Raw genomic sequence first — 20,859 nt, forward strand, 5'->3', positions numbered from 1 at the left:
CCGTGTTCGGAAAAGTTTCCTTCCCTCAAAACTCAAAACGCCACCGGCAACATGCACGGTGGCGTTTTTGTTTGATCAGACTGTGGCAGCTTTGCTGGCGATCAGCCACCAAACTGGCGGCGCATTCGGCTCGGGGTTGGCATGCAGCGCGCAATCTTTGCCCCCATCTTGAAGGGTGCGGCTGCAACCTTGCCCGCCTTGCCGATCTTGGCGGTGATTTTCGGGATTTGCAGGACATTGCCAATGCGACGATCCAGAAACGCCCAGCTATCAGCATGACCTTCGGACGTGTCATCAAGCCAATAGGCAAGCGTTGATCCATAGACACCAGCCAGCAGCATGCGTTTTGTGTACCAGTTATGATCGGTCGAGGTATCACCGGCAGCGACCCACATCTTGTCCACCGTGCCATGGGTCAGTTTCAGACCAAGGGCGGCATTCTGCGGCAGGGTCATATAGGCAAGGGCTGCGCGCACGGTATCCTTCTGGTCTTCGACCAGATCAAGGCGGGTCTTGACCGCCGCCGCAATGCGGTCACGAATTTTAAGGTTCTCAAGGCCCATTTCATCAAGGGCAGCGACCATCTTGCGATCAGTCAGCTCGACATAGGTGACGATGGCCTGACGAATGCCGTTGGGCAGCAGTCGGTCGACCTCGCCCGGGGCAAGGTCCAGGTCCTCTGCACCAGCCTGCAGGGCCTGTTTGGTCCAGCCATCAAACGGCACATGCTCAAGGGCTGCCTCGACCAGTGCTTCGCGCTGGGCTTGCAGGCGGGTCATGCTTTCAGCAACAGACATTCAGGCCTCCTCATCATCAGATCCGGCATCGGTCGCAACCGACTGCCTAAAGGTAGTCTCGGGCGGGTTTTCGCGCAATTCCTCATTAAAACCGAGCAACGACATATCTTCCATACGTTCGGGATACATCACCCCGATCAAATGATCATATTCGTGCTGCACAACGCGCGCATGGAAGCCACCGGCGGTGTGCTCCACGCTTTCGCCCTTTTCATTTAACCCGCGATAACGGATTTTGTTCCATCGGGGCACCACACCCTGCAGGCCCGGAATGGACAAACATCCTTCCCAACCATCGACGATTTCATCGCCAATCGGCTCGATTTCCGGGTTGATCAGGACACTTAGCGGCACTTCCCCATCGTCCGGATCATCGCTTTTGCGCAAGGCTGGCACGTAATAGACCATGATGGCGAGCGACTGAAACACCTGCGGGGCCGCAAGGCCAACGCCCCCGGCATCCTTCATGGTGTCCTTCATATCAGCAATCAAGCGCTGAATTTCGGGATCAAGCGGGTCTTCGACCCGGTCCGCAACGCGGCGCAGAACCGGGTGGCCCATCCGGGCAATTTTAAGGATCGACATGGCCCTATATCCAACCAAAACCGACCGGCTGTAAAGCCCCTAATACCTTGTCCCTAGTGTCCCGAGAAGACCAGGCTCTGGATCGGCCAGACCAATGCCTGCACACGCAGCAGGATCGCATGCACCGCCCCAACGGTTTGCACCATGTGCAAAAACAGCCATCTGCCCGCACCGATCTCCGGGTCTTCGAGTTGATCATGGGTGTTGGTATAGGCATTGGCGACACATTTACTGCCAAGCGGCACATCCCGGATCGTTTCGGGATACAGCGGCACCATCTTGGCCAGGAACGTGCCCGGCTTGGCGCGCTCAGTGATATCAAGCAACTGGTCACTTGGCCGGAACTGACCGGCAGCAATAACGGGTTGCACGTCTGTGACCACCATCGGGATGATCTCGAACGGCAGGGACGCACAGGTGACCTCGGTAATCACGCCGGGTTTAACGACCTGCGTCGCGATCTGGGCAAAGCCCGCGTAATAGATCGGCTCGCCTTCTTTTTCCGGGATCAGGATGCCGGCCGGACGCAGGATCGGACTGACATAGTCCCCGACTTGCAGGGCAAATTGCTGAATCTTGCCCGCAACACCGGCGCGCACCACGGTTTTGGAAAGCTCCGCCTCGGCGGATCTTAACGCGGCTTGCGCATTGGCAAGCTGGGCGGGCAGAAGGCTTTGAAGCTTGGTTTCAATCACCGTCATGCTGGCAAGTGCTGCATTCAGCCCACCCTGCCGGGTTGTCAGGGATACTTCAAGACGCTCGACCTCGCGCCGGGAAACGGCATTGGTGCCGCGCGACAAAAGATCAGCTTTGACTTCAAGCTCGTCACGCACCTGATTATAGGACCCGCGCGCCTGTTCGACATTACCCTCGGCTACGGCAAGATCGGCACGGGAAACTTCCATCTGGGCGCGGATTTCGGCTATGCGCTGCTCGGCCATGGCGACCGCTTCGCGCTCGACCCGGTTATCAATGCGAAACAGTTGATCACCGCCCGCGACGACCTGATCATTCTCGACATAAATCTCAACCACGCGCCCGCCTTTTTCCGGCAGGATCGTGACGGTCCGGAAGAATGACGACACGTTCATGGTCGATGGATGGAAATAGAAAATCACCGCAATCAGGGTGATGGTCAGGATCGCACAACCGACAATGCCATAACGCAGCTCGTACCAGACGGAAAACAGGGTGATTTCCTTGCCGATCCGCTTGCCCTGACGATACCGGCGGATCAGATAATCGGGCAGGATGGTGAAAATCGAACACAGAAGAAGCTCAAACATCTTTGGAAGCCTCCTGCGTCACCGACACCGAGTTCACCGAGTTGCTTGGCCCGTCCGAGTCGTCAATTGCGCCCTTCTTGCGCGCCATCGCCTTTACAGACTCCGCGATTGATTGGATCGGGCTATAGAAATCAGGCACCTGAACGACCGCAATCACAAGAGCAGCCAGCCAGAACAGGTTGTTATGGGTAAACAGTGCCAACAGTGTCAGGATGCTGATCAGCTGGATTTGCGTATGATTGGCATGATGGGCCATCCGTTCAGGCAGGGCATGCAGACTAAGGTAAAGCGCGCCAGCCCCGAATACGGCCAGCACCACGAACCAGACAACAATGGTGAATAAAACATCTGATTCGCCTGGTGCAGTAACAAAGAACGGCGCATGTGCAATCGCCGTCTCGCGCAAGCCACCTTCCATCTCCGATCCTCCGAGCTGTTTGCATCGTGCCCGGAAAACCGGGAAATTGAGATCGTCCGCCTGATAAAACCCCGGCAATAGCTGCTGTTAACTCAAAGCATTATACAACTTTTGGTTCAATTTGCGATATAGGGATCGCCGCCTGATTTTACAGCCACCAAAACGGAAAAATGGTCGCCCTTGCCCAAAGAGTTTGTCACAGCTGGCCAAATAAACGTCAAAGGCGAATATCCTCTTCCCTCTTTTCTTTTTGGCCGCTTTGCACTATATACAGCCCACGGTCTTCATGATCGTACAACCAACCGGGGGGCATTCCGCCACTCCGGGTGTTTTTGTTTTTTTGAAAGGAGCGTGGTTTCCGTGCAGGTAATCGTTCGCGACAACAATGTCGATCAGGCTCTGAAAGCGCTTAAGAAAAAGATGCAGCGCGAGGGCATTTTCCGTGAGATGAAACTCCGTCGCCACTTTGAAAAGCCGTCGGAGAAGAAAGCTCGCGAAGGGGCGGAAGCAATCCGTCGTGCCCGCAAGCTGGAGCGTAAGCGCATCGAGCGCGAAGGCTTCTAGTCTTTTTCACTTTCGGGGTATCTCGAACGTGACTGTACGATCGAATTTAGCTCGCTAAATTCGGACCCGTGCGCCAAACCCGCCTCGGAGCAATCCGGGCGGGTTTGGTTTTTCTGGACTGTTGTGAACTCAGTTTCCAGACACCCACGCCTTGATGTCATCAAGCATCGTCGGCTCATAGCCAATCGGGTCTGGCATCGGCTCATGCCGCACAATGATGCCCGACTGGGTGCGATAGACGGTATAAAGCGTATCTTGCCTGATATCGGTAAAGGTCGAACTGCCATATTCCGCATCGACCAGGAAATTCCATTCCGCCAGATAGTTCACCAGATCAAGCGCATCACCCTGCCCCAGATCATAAGCCATCTTGGGCCTCGTGTTTTCATCATTGATATCGCGATAGCGGCCCTCAAAGCGCACCAGCTTATAGCGCGCATCCATGCCCATCACATTGGCCCAAGGCTTGAGCTTGATAAACTCGGCATCAATCCGCCACTGATCACCATAAATCTCAAAGATACCGACATCCCCGTCGGCACCCGCCGCCAGATGCGCCTCAAACACATCCTCGCCCAGCGGCTCGAAATACATTTTGGCAATCGGCTCCTCGGCCGTCAGCCGGACATAGGTCAGGATCGTCAGTCCCATGGACGTGACCAGCGCCACAGAAAGCACCACCACCAAAAGCAGAGAAACCCTTACCAACCGAAACATGCGACCTTCCGAAAACTAGCAATTTCCCTGAGCGAGCTTATTTTGCAGTTGTTTTCTAAGATCAACGAAACGCTCAGAAAATAGTTTCTGGCGGTCTGTCGATATCGCAAGACTTGAGATCAGGTATGAGTTTTCCTTTGTCAAAACTCTACCTTTGCTTGAACTGTAGTCCTCATCAACTGCACCTGGCATCATTAACTGAAATGACATGAAGTTCGGGTGACAGTAATTCGATACCCATTCGTAATCATCTCGCAGCCCTCCCGCTTCCTTGCTCTCAGTTAGTCGCGCAAAGAAGACATCCGATTTGTCCATGTACTTCATCACTTGAATAGGCTTCGGGCTATCCGGCATTTCCTTGTGTGCAAATCCCATAAGACCCGCATATAACTTATCTCGAAGATCACCAAGAGGAATAGATTGGCTCAGAAATGCACTCACTTGGTGACAAAAGTAACCAAGCTGAGCCACGCTTTCCATATGCCCACGAGTTATCAAAGCGAGTGCATATGGATTTTGGTCTGCTATTTGCCCTATTCCTGCATCAATTAAATGAACACATCGATGGAGAGCACTCTGCTCAATTGTTCGAGCATTCTCAAAAACAACCTCACTTTCATTTCGCCTGTTTGAACTTGACACACAGAATGTCTCATCAAGAAGCTGTGTAGCGTGATCTTTATTCCTTAGAATCCTGATGACTGCTGCATCTTTCCTTAAACTGCGTGCTACTTTTAGTGCGTTATACAATTCGCACCTCCATCAAAAGGCAGAAAGTTTAGCTTTTACTCTACACGACTTTGCAGAAGTCCTCATAGTTGTTCAAAGCAAAAAGGCGGCCCCACCGGAGCCGCCTTCTTCATTTCAAACCGGATGGTCTGATCAGTTATCGAGATGCATGACGATTTCTTCGCACATCTTTTTGGCATCGCCGAACAGCATCATGGTGTTGTCCTTGAAGAACAGTTCGTTCTGGATGCCAGCGTAACCGGCTGACATGCCGCGTTTGACGAACAGGACCGTCTTGGCCTTTTCGACTTCAAGGATCGGCATACCGAAGATCGGGCTGGCCGGGTCGGTTTTGGCGGCCGGGTTGGTGATGTCATTGGCACCAATCACGAAGGCCACGTCAGCCGATCCGAAATCACGGTTGATTTCTTCCATTTCCAGCACGTCGTCATAAGGCACGCTGGCCTCCGCCAGAAGCACGTTCATGTGACCCGGCATACGTCCGGCCACCGGATGGATGGCGTAGCGGACATTGACACCCTCTGCTTTGAGGATATCAGCCATTTCACGCAGGGCATGCTGTGCCTGTGCGACGGCCATGCCATAGCCCGGAACGATGATGACGTTCGATGCATTCTTCATGATGAAGGATGCATCGTCGGCCGAACCGGATTTGACCGAACGGTCGCCATCGCCGCCCGGACCGGCGGCTGCTTCGCCCTCGGCCCCAAAGCCACCAAAGATGACATTGAAGATCGAGCGGTTCATGCCCTTACACATGATGTAGGACAGGATCGCCCCCGACGCACCAACAAGCGCACCGGTAATGATCAGCGCGTTGTTTTGCAGGGTAAAGCCGATGCCACATGCTGCCCAACCCGAGTACGAGTTCAGCATGGAAACAACAACCGGCATGTCTGCCCCGCCAATCGGAATGATCAGCGTAATGCCCAGAACAAGTGCCAGTGCCACCAGGATCCAGAAGGCCGTATGGCTTTCGGTTGCCACAAGGATGATACCAAAGACAACAATGCCAATCCCGATGGCAAGGTTGAGCATATGCTGGCCCTTAAAGCGGACCGGGGTTCCCGAAACGATGCCCTGCAATTTACCGAACGCAATCAGCGAACCGGTAAAGGTAATGGCACCAATTGCCACGCCAAGCCCCATTTCAATCAGGCTGGCCGCACCGATATTGCCCGCCGTACCGATGCCATAGGCACCCGGCGAATAAAGGGCAGCCCCGGCAACAAACACCGCCGCCAGACCGACAAGCGAGTGGAAGGCCGCAACCAGCTGTGGCAGCGCGGTCATCTGGATCTTGAGCGCGATGACCGTCCCGATGGCACCGCCGATCAGGATACCGACGATAATGGTTGTGTATGACAGCACAGCCGGGGAAGCCAGCGTGGTAAAGATGGCAATTGCCATACCCACCATGCCAAGGATGTTCCCGGTACGGGCCGATTCAGGTGACGAAAGTCCGCGCAACGAAAGAATGAAGCAGACCGAGGCCACCAGATACAGGAAAGCCGACAGGTTTTCCGACATTGTGTGTTCCCCCTACTTCTTTTTCTTGAACATATGCAGCATGCGCTGAGCGACGATAAAGCCGCCGAAAATGTTGACGGATGCCAACACCACCGCAATGAAGCCCATCATCTTGGAGAAGTTCATCTCCACCGGGCCTGCTGCCAGAAGCGCACCGACGATAATCACCGACGAAATGGCGTTGGTTACAGCCATCAAGGGTGAATGAAGGGCCGGGGTAACTTTCCACACGACGTAATAGCCAACAAAGCAGGCCAGGACGAACACGGTCAGACCAAGAACCGTCGGGCTAACGCCTGATCCCTGCACCGCGACCGCGGCCGTGCCAGCGGCGTCAGATGCGCCACTTGCCAGGCTATCGGCAAGCTTTGCTGCCTTTTCCGCAAGACCAAGGGCGGCATCGCGGAGTTCATTTGCATTCTGGGCTACGGATTGATCAGCCATTTGCGACCTCCTCCCCGCCGAATTTCGGATGAACGACCTTTCCTTCATGGGTCAGGCGCGTCTCGGCAATGATCTGGTCTTCGCCATCAAACGAAAGCGCGCCTTTTTCCGCATCAACAGAAAGGGTGATGAAGTTCAAAAGGTTCTTGGCATACATCGCCGTCGCATCGGTCGCGACGGAACTGGTGATGTTCTCCGGACCGATCAGCTTCACACCATTATCGGTCATCACGGTTTCACCAAGTTTGACACCGGCAACATTGCCACCACGCTCAGCGGCCAAATCAATGATCACCGATCCCGGTTTCATGCCTGCCACCATATCGCGGGTTACGATTTCCGGTGCCGGACGGCCCGGAATAAGGGCCGTGGTAATGACGATGTCGGTCTTGGTCAGAACCTCTTTAAGCTTTTCGGCCTGCTTTTTCTTGTAGTCATCCGACATTTCCTTGGCATAGCCGCCTGATGTTTCCGCATCAGAGGCATCGTCGTCTTCGACTTCAATAAAAGTTCCGCCAAGCGACTGAACCTGTTCTTTTACCGCCGGGCGCACATCAAATGCCGACACAACGGCACCAAGGCGCTTGGCGGTTGCAATCGCCTGAAGACCGGCAACACCAGCCCCGACAACAACAACACGTGCCGGCGGCAAGGTGCCCGCAGCCGTCATCATCATCGGATAGATGCGGCCAAATTCATGGGCGGCGTCAAGCACCGCGCGATAGCCCGCCAGGTTGGATTGCGAGGACAGCACATCCATCGACTGCGCACGCGAAATACGCGGCATCAGCTCCATGGAATAGCCATCAACACCGGCCTTTGCCATGGCCTCGATCAGCTCCTTGCGATCGAACGGCTCAAGCAGGGCCACGACCGCAGCCCCTTTTTTATAGGCGGTTAATTCGTTGGTTTTGCCTTCAATGACAGGTGGGCGCACCTTGAAGATGACATCGGCATCCTTCACGGTGGTTTTCATTGTTTTGGCAATGGTTGCACCGGCATCGACAAAGCGATCATCCGGTATGGCGGCGTCAGTTCCGGCACCAGCCTCAATTGCAACGTCAAACCCCAGAGCCTTGAGCTTTTTCACGGTCTCTGGTGTGACGGCAACGCGCTTTTCCCCGGGCCATATTTCCTTTGGAACGGCCAGTTTCATCGCGTTTGACCTCCTTCCCTGTTGATTGGTCAGTTTGACAATCCGTGTTCATTCAAAGCAACCGGTTCCAGAACGTCGTTTCGCGTTCCTTGAGGACCGATCACTGGCAACCCTTGTCCAATTCAATTCTTCGGACCAAAACACCTAAACCTAAAGCGGCCCGAAAAAGAAAAAGGCGGTTCTTCAGCAATCGCAGAAGAAACCGCCCACTTTCCCACCACGCATTACAAGGCATAAATCCTTGCTGACATGTCAGGTCCCACCCGCCATTGGTGCTCAGGACAAACAATCAATGACGCCCTGCATGTCTGCGTTGAAAGCAAGATGCGATTTCTCACCGACAACCACAATATCAAAAACGTACAAAAAAGCAGTTTAACCTAAAATAGATTAATTTTTAAAATCCCATTAAATGAGCGAAAAACCACACATACAAATTCCTTAACGGAATAAGTCCTAGTTCCCTGCGTCACACCCATTTCGAACCAAAGATCAATGACTTCCCGCAGTTTCCCTTATCCTTCGGTCCAAGTGCAAGTGAACATTATCTTATAACTGAACTGGATTTCTGTAACGAACAACCTTTCAGAGTTTTCTATCAAGATAAAAACCTCTGAAACATTCTTTGCCAAGAACTGGGAATTTTTCAAAGTACGCATCTATTATTCATTCAATCGGGCCCGTTAGTGAGCAATGCACTACAGTGATGATTCGCAACGATATTCTTAGCACGACACCAGATTGCAGCTCGCACGGCCACCTCAAACCCCACAAACAGATAGGTAGATATTCAACACCTATACGCAATCATAGGTTACCCCGCCATGTCTGCATGTTAATTTAGGACACCCTAAAGTTAATCAAGACTTCCAGTACGGACATTCTTCACCAGGTAGAGATGGGGACAAAACAATGCGAATGAAACTTGGACTGCTCGCCACAGGCCTGTCGGCAATTGTTGTTTCAATAACAACAATTTCACCAGCAACCGCTCAGACATATTTCCCGCCAGATGTCGATCAGTCAAAATGCTCTTTATCGGCTTCCGAATTCAATGACGACTGGACCAAGCTTAAGCTTTTCTCGCCAACAACCCCTTTCGGGCCCGTTTATGATGCAACCAGTGGCATGGTTTACGTCTTCCCGGCAAACGGTCCGGAATTTTCCAAAGACACAACAAACCACTGCGACTTCTATAAATGGGGCGCGCAGATGTTCCTTTGGCTGACCTCGACCATCAACGACACAGGAAGCCAGACAACCAACCCAACTTTCCCTGTCGATCTGCCCTATGTATTTAACAGCGAGTTTTTCTATCGCCTCTCTGCGGATCACACTCAACTTCTGGCTCAGGGCACAGGTGTGAGCTCACCAAGCATGGCTGTCAGCTTGCGTACCAAGAAATCGGATGAAGATGACAGTGTCGGTCAGGCAGGAGAAACGAGTGGCGTACTCCTGACACAGGGTGAAACGCCGTCCCTGACCTATTATGCTGTTCACACAAACCGACTGTACGGGTATTTTTTGAACCTGTATAAAAAGGTCCTCTCTCGCCTTGTGAAGATTGACCCGAACCTCGCCCGCTTCCCGACTTCAAAGGTCGAAGCGTGCGCCACCTTGGCCTATGCCAAGGAAAAGGGCTTCGTTGAGCGAGGCACGGTGCCTGATGCCATTGACAAACTCCTCTGTCCGTACTTCTTCCCCGATACAGTAAGTACTCAAGAGCAGAACACGCGTCTGACGATTCCTGAAATCGAACCCGCCGTCGACTATCTTTCACTGGCCATTGAGCTCAAAACATCATGGGTTGATGCCTCAACACTGCCGTCAGATAAACGGTACAAGTATATTATTCAGAATCAGGAAGTCCCAGTTTACGACAAATCAGACCCGAATCGCTGGTTTGTAATCGGTTCCGAAACAAAAAAAATGGCTATGGTCGGCATGCATGTGGTCGGCTCCGTTGAAGATCATCCAGAAATGATCTGGGCAACCATCGAGCATGAAGACAACGCCCCGAACTCCACCTACTACTATACAAATACAAGTGGTCAGGTCGTAGAAGTCAAAGAGCCGGCAACCGGCTCGAAATGGACGTTCTCCGATGGCACTATTGTTGATGAAATTGCAGAATTTGCCCTAAGTTGCTCTGACGACCTAAAGGGCTATGGCTGCATTGAGAATAGCGACATCGTTGCAAATGTGCCTGTCACCGAACCTTTGGAAGTGCCGATTCAGCCTTCCAATGTCACACGCTTACACCCATGGGGTAATATGCAGAGCGATACGGATACAGATGTCATCTCGCAAAATACACAGATCATTTCCCTGAACAACGATTTCAGAGGATTTGTCAGAGGGAACAACGAAGGTGACCCAAGGCAATATTACTTCCTGAGCGGGGCAATCTGGACGAGTGACGGCAGCATCCCAACAAATGACAACTACGACAAGAACACCGGATCAACCATCCTGGCCAACACCACGATGGAAACCTTCCAGCAGGAAACAAGTTGCTTTGGATGTCATTATTCTTCCAGCGCATCTGATGGGTTGGGCATAAGTCACATTTTTGATGGCATAAGCCCTGACCTGCCGAAAGCCCCGGATCATTGATCCAGATGACAGCCCCGATGCGAATGCACCGGGGCTGTAATTATATTCGATTAATCCCTCGGTCGCTCGAGACCAATCTGATCAAGGGCGGCTTTCTGCCGGGCTTCGAGTTTTGCGACGTCAAAGTCACCAACCAGATCGTTGAACAGGCGATACCAGTTCACCTGTGCATCCAGACGCAGGAACACCGCGCCAAGCCCGACCGCTGCACGATCAACCAGAACAAACTCGCGCGGCGGTTTGACACCCCCGACACGCCGCAGTTCCTGGTGCACCTTGCCCGCGACCTCTGCGCCATAAGCGACCGAGTTGGTTTCACCCATCTTGCGTTCCCGGTCATCAAGGATCGGGCCATACACAAAGCTGGCCCAGATATTGAGCACATCAATCAGTTCACGTGACGGATTTTCAAAGCCCCAGCTTTCATAGGCCGAAACTGCCTTTTCCTCGTCCTCGTCGCGCAGTGCTTCATATAGCGTGATCACCGCCTGAACGAAGTCGGGTTTGAAAATGCGGATACAACCGAAATCCAGAAGATTGACCGACCGATCATCACGCAGGGTGTAGTTGCCGAGATGCGGATCGCCATGAATGACGCCATAGCGATAAAATGGCACATACCAGGCGCGAAACATATTAAGTGCCACCTGATTGCGCGCGTCCTGATCGGGATCGCTTTCAAGGAAGTGTTTGAACTTCTGCCCCTTTTGCCAGGTCATGGTCAAAAGCCGCTTGGTGGTCAAATCATCAACCGGTTCGGGCACATGCACGCAATCCTCATCGGCCAGCATGTGGCGATACAGGCGCATATGTTTGGCTTCACGCTCATAATCAAGTTCTTCACGCAGGCGGGCCGTCAGTTCTTCTTGAATGTTTTGGGCATCAATCGCGCTGTCATAGCGCTTATAGATCGCAAAGGCCGCGCGCAGCTGTTTCAGATCGGCCTCAACAGTTGCCGACATATCGGGATATTGCAGCTTGCACGCTACATCCTGGCCATCGGGCAAGGTTGCCTTATGCACCTGACCAAGCGATGCGGCCGCCACTGCATCGTGGCTGAATTCGGTGAATTTCGATTGCCATCCGGCGCCCAGTTCGCTGCGCATGCGGCGTTTGACAAACAGCCAGCCCATGCTGGGGGCATCGGCCTGCAGTTCTGCCAAGGCCTGGGTATATTCCTTGGGCAGGGCATCAGGGATGGTGGATAAGATCTGGGCGACCTTCATGAGCGGGCCCTTAAGCCCGCCCAGGGCGGAGGTCAGTTCGGCGGCGTATTTGGCGTGATCAACCTCGCCACCGAACATTTTTCCCGTGGCAAGGCGCGCGGCCAGCTTACTGGCCGAGGCACCCACCCGTGCATAACGACGAACCCGCCCGCCAAACCTGTTTTCCTCGTTCGCGGCGGTATAATCATCGTCGTCATCACTCATCTCAGGAAAGCTCCTCCAGCTCGTCGATCATGCGCTTGATCATGTTAAGGCCCCGCTGCCAGAAGGCCGGGTCCGATGCATCAAGTCCGAACGGTGCCAGAAGTTCCTTGTGCCGTTTGGTGCCACCGGCTTTCAGCATATCAAGATACTTCTGCTGGAAGCCGTCTTCAGCCCCCTGATAAACATCATACAGCGAGTTCACCAGGCAATCGCCAAAGGCGTAGGCATAGACATAGAACGGCGAATGGATGAAGTGCGGAATATAAGACCAGTAGTACTTGTATTCGTCTTCATAGCGGATGGCATCGCCCAGACTTTCATGCTGTACGGCCAACCAGATGTCGCAGATCTCATCAACGGTCAATTCACCTTCGCGGCGCTTGTCATGCACGCGTTTTTCAAACTCGAAGAACGCGATCTGACGCACGACGGTGTTGAGCATATCCTCAACCTTGCCAGCCAGCATGATGCGCTTCATCTTCGGATCGGTTTCTGCACGCAGCATCGACTGGAAGGTCAGCATTTCACCAAACACCGACGCAGTTTCCGCGAGTGTAAGCGGCGTATCAGACAGGAAATAGCCCTGCTCACCGGCCAGCACCTGATGCACGCCATGGCCCAGCTCATGGGCAAGCGTCATCACATCACGCGTCTTGCCGTGATAGTTCAATAGCAAGTAGGGATGGGCAGACGGCACCGTCGGGTGGGCAAAGGCGCCCGATGACTTGCCCGCACGCGGCGGCACATCAATCCACGGATTATCGAAGAATTTCTGGCCGACCTCGGCCAGTTCCGGGGAAAACTCGCCGTAAGCCTTAAGCACGGTCGAACGCGCGGTATCCCAATCGATCTGACGATCATCATCATCGGGCAGCGGCGCATTACGATCCCAGTAATCAAGCTGATCAACACCAAACCATTTCGCTTTCAGGCGATAATAGCGGTGCGACAGATCAGCATGGCTGTCTTTGACAGCGGTATTAAGCGCATCGACAACTTCGTCCTCGACCTGGTTGGACAGGTTGCGCGACGATACCGGGGTTGCGAACTTGCGCAGGCGATCATCAATTTCCTTGTCCTTGGCAAGGGTATTGGTGATGTGCGCCAGAAGCTTGATGTTCTTGCCCAGAACGTCGCCGATGGATTTGGCGGCCTTTTTGCGGTCGTCAACCTTGTTCGAGGACAGCATGTTGGCGGCATCTGACATGGTCAGGTCTTCGCCATCAATCGGGAAGCGGAGCTCCGCCATGGTCTGATCAAACAGACGCACCCATGCGGCCGATCCGGCAACGCGGCGCTCATGCAGGACCTGCTCGACCTCGTCGGAAAGCTGATGCGGGCGGAAGGCACGGTTTTCATCAAGCCACGGGCGATAACGACGCAGCGCTTCGCTTTGTTCATACTTCGCATCAAGCGACGCATCTTCGATACGGTTGATTTCAAGACCAAAGAACAGCGACAGGCTGGAAATGCCGGTCATTTCTTCCTGAACGAACTGATAGAACTGACCAATGGCCGCGTCCGAGCTGTCACCGGCATATTTCAGCTGCGCAAAGGAGCCGATCTTGCCGCAAATCTCGCTGATCGCTTCGTATTCGGCAATGGCGGCTGCCAGCTCATCGCCAGACAGGTCATTGAGTTTGCCCTGATAGCTTTGCTGGAATGCCTGAGAGCGGCTTTTGGCATCATCAAGATCGCGCCGGATATTCGGGTCTTTCAGATCATTATAGAGATCGGTCAGATCCCAGGTCGGCAAATTCTTGTTGATCGCGTTCATTTGTCCTCCAGACAGTCTCGTTGGCCGCGTGCGTCCGATCCGCACAGCAAAGGGATGTGCCTTTGCGTTTTTAATCGTCCGGATCCGATATATAGCCCGTCAAAGCCATATCACCAGACCAGTTTACAGATACGGTTTCAAATTGCTGGGTCGATCATATCGTTCCCTGTGCCATGGACAACAGCAAAGCCGCATCCAACCCCAAACAAACCGCATTTTACCGGGCTTTTGACCGGAACAAGGTTTCCGGGACCGCGTTTGTGTGACATGGGCGACAATTCGGTCTTTAAAATGTCATTTTCAGGCTGCGCAATTGTGCAATCCCTGATAACAAATTCATCGTGGAACGTTCGTTTATTCCGATCTGCAGCACATCCGCGCGGGTATAAGGAAAAAGGAAATGACAGCGTTACCATCAGGGCAGCGCAAAGATTGCCCGTTCGCGGGAACCAAGAGTGAGGCAAGGAAACGTCATGACAAGTTTGCAGGATTATGCCAATTGGCAAAACTTGCCGACCATGTTTTTTGAAAAGGCCAAGAAACATGGCGACACGCCGTTTCTTTGGACCAAGGATTCAGAGGGCAAGGAATTTGTCCCGACCAGCTGGCAGGAAGCCGCCGATCACGTCCGCGCCCTTGCGCGCGCCCTTTATGACATAGGGGTCCGCCCCGGCGACCGGGTTCTGCTGGTTTCGGAAAACCGCACCGAATGGGGCATTGCCGATCTTGCCATCATGTGCGTTGGCGCCATGACCGTCCCGGCCTACACCACCAATACCGAGCGCGATCATCTGCACGCGATCGAAGACAGTGGTGCAGCGATTGCCATTATCTCCACCAAGAAACTTGCCCAGCCCTTCCTGCATGCCGCCCTTGATAGCGGGCGCTGCCGCCATGCGATCATGATGGAAGAATGGGGACAAAGCTTTGTCGGTGACATCACCATTTCGCGCTGGGATGACCTGATCGCCAAGGGGCGCGGTCTGAGCCATGATGTCGATGACTGGATTTCCAAGATCAATCGCGATGACTTGGCCTGCCTGATTTACACATCCGGCACGGGTGGCTCGCCCAAGGGTGTCATGCTCAGCCACGGGGCGATCATTTCAAACTGCATGGGTGCGTTTGACATCATCGAAACCCTTGGCATCGACAAGGAAATCTTCCTCTCCTTCCTGCCGCTGTCACATTCTTATGAACATACTGCGGGCCTTTATTTCCCGATCAGTATTGATGCCCAGATCTATTACGCCGAGGGGCTTGATAAGCTGGCCACCAACCTCGCCGAAGTCAAACCGACCATCATGACGGCTGTGCCGCGCCTTTATGAGATGCTTTATCAGCGCATGAGCCGCATGGTCGAAAAGGAAGGCGGCCTGAAGCAAAAGCTGTTTGACCTGACGCTGCGTCTGGGCCGCAAGAATTACGAAGGCGAACGACTTGGCCTGATCGAAAAGCTTCAGAACCTTGCCTGCGAGCTGTTACTCCGTCGCAAGCTGCGCCAGCGCTTCGGCGGGCGGATCAAGGCGATGGTCTCGGGTGGTGGTCCGCTGAATTACGAACTGGGCGTTCTGTTCGTCTCGTGCGGCATTCGCATTCTTCAGGGTTACGGTCAGACCGAATTTGCCCCCGTGGTTTCGTGCAACCGTGCAGAAAACAACAAACTGCGCACCGTTGGGCCGCCAATGGTCGGCGCCAAGGTCAAGATCGCCGAGGACGGCGAGATCCTGCTTAGCGGCGAAAGCATGATGAAGGGCTACTGGAACCTGCCCGACGTCACCGCTGCGACCATCATTGATGGCTGGCTGCATACCGGTGATATCGGCAAGTTCGATGAACAGGGCAGCCTGATGATCACGGATCGCAAGAAGGACATCATCGTCAATTCCGGTGGCGACAATATCTCGCCCCAGCGGATCGAAGGCCTGATGACCCTTGAAACCGAGATTTCCCAGGCGATGGTCTATGGCGATGACAAACCTTATCTGGTTGCCGTCCTGTGGCCGGAAGAAGACTTCATGCGCGAATTCGCCCGCGAGAATGGCATTTCGAATTCCATCGAAGAACTCGCCAAGAATGATGACTTCCGCAAAACCATCCGCACCGCCATTGACCATGTCAATCAGCGCCTGTCGACGATTGAAAAGGTGCGCAGCTTCATGTTTGCCGAAGCGCCCTTTACCATTGACAACGAAATGCTGACCCCGTCGATGAAGATCCGCCGTCACAAGATCCGGGAAGCCTATGGCAAGCAGCTTGACGGCCTTTATCAGCGCAAGCGCAGTGGCAGCAAAAGCGCCCAAGAAAAGCCCAAAGACTGACCATAAAGACGATGACGCGCCCCAAAGAAATCAAACAAACGCTTACCCTGGTCCGGGGTCTTCCCGGATCGGGTAAATCAACACTCGCCAAAAATCTGTGCCAGGCCACCGGTGCGGTCCATCTCGAAGCCGACATGTTCATGGTCGACCATGAAGGGTTTTACGAGTTTGACGGCACCCGCCTGTCGCAAACCCACGCCAGGTGCGAGGCCGAATGTCACAACGCCCTGTCAGAAGGGTACGACGTTGTTGTCTCCAACACATTTACCCGTTTCTGGGAAATGAAGGCCTATATCGACATGGCCGACAAGCACGACATTCTGCTGCAGATCGTCGAATGCCATGGCCGTTTTGGCAGCATCCACATGGTGCCTGACGAGACCCTTGCCGATATGCGCGATCGCTGGGAACCGCTGCCGGAAAAATACCGCTAAGGGATGCGTTGTAAAAACGGATCCTTACCTGCCAGTCAACGCTGCGCCATACTCCTCGATAATCCGATCAATCTCCTTTCGCGCGAACATCGCGACCTTAGATTGCGCCTCACGCTGGGCATCGGACTTCGGTTCAAATGTCCCCATAACGATGATGTTTTCGTCGTTCAGTTGGTTTGCAGGGCCTGTGTAATTGAAAGATCCCGCAATGACGACTTGATCATCGAGAACCATGAGCTTGTGATGCAGCTTACCCAACTGGCCCGATTTCTTAACCCCATACAGCATCCCGCCAGCCGCAACCAAATCGCGTGTTGGAGCCCACTTGCGCACTCCCTGCGCATAGTCAAAAGCACCTCTAATCGGCATACCGCATTCCAGAAGACGCAGCATGGTATCGTCTATACCCGATGATTTCGAAAATGTGAAAATTGCAAAGTCGATGCGTGTGCGCGCCTTCATCATTTGCTTCATGATTTCCATCTCCGGGTTATGGTCTGGAGCAAATGCAACTTTTATTGGGATGCTCGAAACTGTTTCATATGTCGGCTCGACGTCGTGTCCTTCGTTACGTTTGCCAAAATGGCCTCGTTGAATTTCGCCAAACTCCCGCGTATAAGTTGCCGCGATTTTGCGATCATTCAAGACCACAACGTGATTCAGATTGTGATGCGTTCCTGTCGGCGTGAAGTTCATACTGCCGGTCAATACAGCTTCACGATCCCTGATAATAAACTTTTGATGGAATATGCTCGGGTTGTAATCGACCTTAACATCGATATTTGAGCGCAATATTGCATCATGAATGACACGGTTTGGTTCGTGCTTGCCACCCGCAACAAATGGTAGTTCTCTTGTTTTGGGACTACGAAGATAGCTCTGTTCAATCACCAGCTTGACGACGACCCGACGTTGCCGCGCCCGAATAATGGCGTCGGCTATCGGTCGACTTTCAAGCTCTTGAACCGCAATTTCAAGACGCTTCGTTGCGGCATCAATGAACTCAACAATGACACTTTCCAAGTTATCGGGTGCCCCTAGTGTATGTGGACCACTGTAGAATTCGACATCCCCAATCTTAATCGACATGACCATCCTCAATAGATTAATGCTTGCAACCATCCACCTTAGGTTTTATCATACACTCACTTTTCTTTATAATCCATTCCGCAAATTTGCCTTTCTCTACCGTGCGCAGCACAAGAACAAAACGAGCTTCAAATGAAAAACCCCAGCTTTAAAGCCGGGGTTTTTGAAGATTGCATCGCTTTCAAAAGAAGAAGCTAACTGATCACCTCGACCTTTTTGCCATTCAGCAGAAGGTCTTTGCCCTCGGCCGAGACCGGGACCGTATCGCCATCGCTAATCCCGCCTTCGAGTATCTGCATCGCCAGCGGGTTCTGCAGATAGCGCTGGATCACGCGTTTGAGCGGACGGGCACCATAGATCGGGTCATAGCCTTTTTCGGCCAACCAATCCTTGGCACCGTCATCAAGCTTGAGATTGATCTTGCGATCAAACAGAAGCTTTTCGAGGCGACCAAGCTGGATATCAACAATCTTGCCCATCTGATCGCGATGCAGACGATGGAACAGGATGGTCTCATCCAGACGGTTAAGGAATTCCGGACGGAACGATGCCCGAACGATTTCCATGACCTGGGCGCGGACTTCGCCGCTGTCATGACCCGGTTCCTGATTGGCAAGGATTTCCCCACCAAGGTTCGAGGTCAGAATGATCAGCGTATTGCGGAAGTCGACAACCCGGCCCTGGCCATCGGTCAGACGCCCTTCGTCAAGCACCTGCAGCAGGACGTTAAACACATCGGGATGTGCTTTTTCGACCTCATCAAACAGGACAACCTGATACGGGCGACGACGTACCGCTTCGGTCAGCGAACCGCCCTCCTCATAGCCGACATAGCCCGGAGGTGCACCGATCAGACGTGCCACCGCATGCTTTTCCATGAATTCGGACATATCAATCCGGACCATGGCCTGTTCATCATCAAACAGGAACTGCGCCAGCGCCTTGGTCAGCTCGGTTTTACCGACACCCGTGGGGCCCAGGAACAGGAACGAACCAATCGGTCGGTTTGGATCCTGCAGGCCTGCCCGCGCACGACGCACCGCGTTGGAGATCGAACGTACCGCATCATCCTGACCGACAACCCGTTTGCGCAGCGTGTCTTCCATTTCCAGAAGTTTTTCACGCTCGCCCTCGAGCATCTTGTCGACCGGGATACCGGTCCAGCGCGACACGACGGACGCAATGTGCTTTTCGGTAACCGCTTCTTCCTTGATGCCACGCGACGGATCGTTTTCCGCCTTTTCAAGCAGCGTCATCAGAGCCGGAATTTCTTCGTATTGAAGCTGTCCGGCACGATCAAGCTTGCCATCACGCATCGCACGTTCAAGTTCACCACGCGCCTGATCAAGCTGCTCCTTGATATGGGTTGAAGCTGCCAGTTCTTTCTTCTGGGCTTCCCATTTCGCAGTCAGCTCGGCGGATTTGCCTTCAAGCTCGGCCAGTTCCTTGTCCAGACGGCCAAGGCGATCCTTTGATGCACTGTCCTGCTCTTTCTTGAGCGCTTCTCGCTCGATCTTGAGCTGGATGATACGGCGATCGAGTTCATCGATTTCTTCCGGTTTGGAATCAAGCTCCATGCGCAAGCGCGAGGACGCCTCATCCATCAAATCGATGGCCTTATCGGGCAAGAACCGATCCGTGATGTAACGGTTCGAAAGGGTTGCGGCCGCCACCAGCGCAGCATCGGCAATACGCACCCCGTGATGGAGTTCGTATTTGTCCTTGATCCCGCGCAGGATCGAGACCGTGTCAGTCACAGACGGCTCGTTGACGAACACCGGCTGGAAACGACGGGCAAGCGCCGCGTCCTTTTCGATATGCTGACGGTATTCATCCAAAGTCGTCGCACCAACGCAGTGCAGTTCACCGCGCGCCAAAGCCGGTTTCAGAAGGTTCGATGCATCCATCGACCCTTCGGCCTTACCGGCACCGACAAGCGTGTGCAATTCGTCGATGAACAGGATGACCTCACCGGCTTCTGATTCAATTTCGCTCAGAACCGCTTTCAGGCGTTCTTCAAATTCACCCCGGAATTTCGCACCGGCAATCAACGCGCCAAGGTCAAGCGACAGAAGTTTCTTGTCCTTAAGCGTTTCGGGCACGTCACCCTTGACGATCCGCAGCGCCAGACCTTCGGCAATCGCGGTTTTACCCACACCGGGTTCACCGATCATGACCGGGTTGTTCTTGGTCCGGCGTGACAGAACCTGCACCGCACGACGGATTTCCTCGTCACGGCCAATGACCGGGTCGAGTTTGCCTTCGCGCGCGGCCTCGGTCAGGTCGCGGGCATATTTCTTAAGCGCGTCATACTGGTTTTCAGCACCGGCACTATCGGCCGTACGGCCCTTACGGATGTCATTGATCGCGCCGTTCAGACCTTGCGCGGTAACACCGGCATCAGCCAGCACCTTGCCCGCCGTTGATTTCGGATCAAGCGCGATGGTCAGAAGCAGCCGTTCCGACGTGACAAAACTGTCACCGGCCTTCTTGGCGATTTCCTGTGCCTGATCAATCAGACGTGCAAATTCAGATGAAAGATAAATCTGACCATTGCCGCCAGAAACCTGTGGCAATTTTGCCAGTTCCTGCGCGCAACGTTCCTGGGCAACCTTCGGCTTGCCGCCGGATGCCTTGATCAGATTGGCTGCCAGACCTTCTTCGTCATCAAGCAGCACCTTAAGCAGATGGATCGGGACAAATTGCTGATGGTTTTCACGCAGCGCAAGCGATTGCGCCGACTGCAGAAAGCCTTTTGACCGATCCGTGAAGTTTTCAAATTCCATTCCTGTCACTCCTTGAGCCAACAGTATTCAGACGATGTGGACCTTCTTGGAAGCGTCCACGACATTGGTGTCATTACCGAATTTCAAAATTATAGATTTTTTCGACAGCGACAACATTGATATGTCTCAGTCTAGCGCGTTTGCAACCATATCCCCCTA

General features: G+C 53.5%; 17 protein-coding genes. 4 read left to right on the forward strand and 13 right to left on the reverse strand.

Annotation, left to right across the window (positions count from 1 at the left end):
* Nucleotides 1-101 precede the first annotated feature (101 nt).
* Genes ACXAF0_RS15450 through ACXAF0_RS15465 form a run of 4 tightly spaced genes read right to left on the reverse strand, consistent with a single transcriptional unit; the run spans nucleotide 102 to nucleotide 3,086 of the window.
* Complete coding sequence (locus ACXAF0_RS15450; RefSeq protein WP_475346738.1) at nucleotides 102-797, reverse strand: COQ9 family protein; 696 nt, start codon at nucleotides 795-797, stop codon at nucleotides 102-104.
* Entirely contained in the window at nucleotides 798-1,382 is a 585-nt protein-coding gene (def, locus tag ACXAF0_RS15455; RefSeq protein WP_475346739.1) for a peptide deformylase, read from the reverse strand.
* A 53-nt stretch (nucleotides 1,383-1,435) separates the two neighbouring features.
* A complete protein-coding gene (locus tag ACXAF0_RS15460; RefSeq protein ID WP_475346740.1) occupies nucleotides 1,436-2,668 on the reverse strand; it encodes an HlyD family secretion protein in 1,233 nt (410 codons plus the stop codon).
* On the reverse strand, nucleotides 2,661-3,086 hold the full coding sequence (locus tag ACXAF0_RS15465) for a hypothetical protein (RefSeq protein WP_475346741.1): 426 nt from the start codon (nucleotides 3,084-3,086) through the stop codon (nucleotides 2,661-2,663). Before ACXAF0_RS15465 ends, ACXAF0_RS15460 begins: the two co-directional genes overlap by 8 nt.
* A 360-nt stretch (nucleotides 3,087-3,446) precedes the next feature.
* On the opposite strand from ACXAF0_RS15465, the gene rpsU reads away from it, so the two are divergent.
* Nucleotides 3,447-3,650, forward strand: a complete 204-nt coding sequence (gene rpsU / locus ACXAF0_RS15470) for a 30S ribosomal protein S21 (protein ID WP_008891676.1) — start codon at nucleotides 3,447-3,449, stop codon at nucleotides 3,648-3,650.
* A 129-nt stretch (nucleotides 3,651-3,779) separates the two neighbouring features.
* Here the strand turns inward: rpsU and ACXAF0_RS15475 are convergent, their stop codons facing one another.
* From ACXAF0_RS15475 to ACXAF0_RS15495, 5 genes are all read right to left on the reverse strand, one after another.
* Nucleotides 3,780-4,367, reverse strand: a complete 588-nt coding sequence (locus ACXAF0_RS15475) for a hypothetical protein (RefSeq protein WP_475346742.1) — start codon at nucleotides 4,365-4,367, stop codon at nucleotides 3,780-3,782.
* Nucleotides 4,368-4,382: 15 nt separating this feature from the next.
* Nucleotides 4,383-5,117, reverse strand: a complete 735-nt coding sequence (locus tag ACXAF0_RS15480) for a hypothetical protein (RefSeq protein ID WP_475346743.1) — start codon at nucleotides 5,115-5,117, stop codon at nucleotides 4,383-4,385.
* Between the two features lie 132 nt (nucleotides 5,118-5,249).
* A complete protein-coding gene (locus tag ACXAF0_RS15485) occupies nucleotides 5,250-6,647 on the reverse strand; it encodes an NAD(P)(+) transhydrogenase (Re/Si-specific) subunit beta (RefSeq protein ID WP_475346744.1) in 1,398 nt (465 codons plus the stop codon).
* Nucleotides 6,648-6,659: 12 nt separating this feature from the next.
* On the reverse strand, nucleotides 6,660-7,091 hold the full coding sequence (locus ACXAF0_RS15490; RefSeq protein WP_008891680.1) for an NAD(P) transhydrogenase subunit alpha part 2: 432 nt from the start codon (nucleotides 7,089-7,091) through the stop codon (nucleotides 6,660-6,662).
* Complete coding sequence (locus tag ACXAF0_RS15495; RefSeq protein WP_475346745.1) at nucleotides 7,084-8,247, reverse strand: Re/Si-specific NAD(P)(+) transhydrogenase subunit alpha; 1,164 nt, start codon at nucleotides 8,245-8,247, stop codon at nucleotides 7,084-7,086. The genes ACXAF0_RS15490 and ACXAF0_RS15495 overlap by 8 nt, the downstream gene beginning before the upstream one ends.
* Nucleotides 8,248-9,165: 918 nt before the next feature.
* Here ACXAF0_RS15495 and ACXAF0_RS15500 point away from each other — a divergent pair.
* The gene (locus tag ACXAF0_RS15500; protein WP_475346746.1) at nucleotides 9,166-10,863 is read left to right on the forward strand and encodes a hypothetical protein; all 1,698 of its coding nucleotides are present in this window, start codon (nucleotides 9,166-9,168) and stop codon (nucleotides 10,861-10,863) included.
* A 50-nt stretch (nucleotides 10,864-10,913) separates the two neighbouring features.
* On the opposite strand, the gene ACXAF0_RS15505 is transcribed toward ACXAF0_RS15500, so the two are convergent.
* Nucleotides 10,914-12,293 (reverse strand): ABC1 kinase family protein, encoded by a 1,380-nt coding sequence (locus ACXAF0_RS15505; RefSeq protein WP_475346747.1) that lies wholly within the window; start codon nucleotides 12,291-12,293, stop codon nucleotides 10,914-10,916.
* A 1-nt stretch (nucleotide 12,294) separates the two neighbouring features.
* On the reverse strand, nucleotides 12,295-14,070 hold the full coding sequence (locus ACXAF0_RS15510; protein ID WP_475346748.1) for a M3 family oligoendopeptidase: 1,776 nt from the start codon (nucleotides 14,068-14,070) through the stop codon (nucleotides 12,295-12,297).
* 473 nt (nucleotides 14,071-14,543) lie between these two features.
* On the opposite strand from ACXAF0_RS15510, the gene ACXAF0_RS15515 reads away from it, so the two are divergent.
* Together ACXAF0_RS15515 and ACXAF0_RS15520 are read left to right on the forward strand one after the other, a co-directional pair.
* Nucleotides 14,544-16,391, forward strand: coding sequence for an AMP-dependent synthetase/ligase (locus ACXAF0_RS15515; RefSeq protein WP_475346749.1), 1,848 nt, complete (start codon nucleotides 14,544-14,546; stop codon nucleotides 16,389-16,391).
* 11 nt (nucleotides 16,392-16,402) lie between these two features.
* Nucleotides 16,403-16,825, forward strand: a complete 423-nt coding sequence (locus tag ACXAF0_RS15520; protein ID WP_064789318.1) for an ATP-binding protein — start codon at nucleotides 16,403-16,405, stop codon at nucleotides 16,823-16,825.
* Nucleotides 16,826-16,849: 24 nt separating this feature from the next.
* On the opposite strand, the gene ACXAF0_RS15525 is transcribed toward ACXAF0_RS15520, so the two are convergent.
* Nucleotides 16,850-17,914: a phospholipase D-like domain-containing protein gene (locus tag ACXAF0_RS15525; RefSeq protein ID WP_475346750.1), complete on the reverse strand. Its 1,065-nt coding sequence runs from the start codon at nucleotides 17,912-17,914 to the stop codon at nucleotides 16,850-16,852.
* Nucleotides 17,915-18,108: 194 nt separating this feature from the next.
* Nucleotides 18,109-20,700: an ATP-dependent chaperone ClpB gene (clpB, locus tag ACXAF0_RS15530; protein ID WP_475346751.1), complete on the reverse strand. Its 2,592-nt coding sequence runs from the start codon at nucleotides 20,698-20,700 to the stop codon at nucleotides 18,109-18,111.
* Nucleotides 20,701-20,859 lie beyond the last annotated feature (159 nt).

The sequence above is a fragment of the Thalassospira sp. ABD4_177 genome (assembly GCF_056160125.1).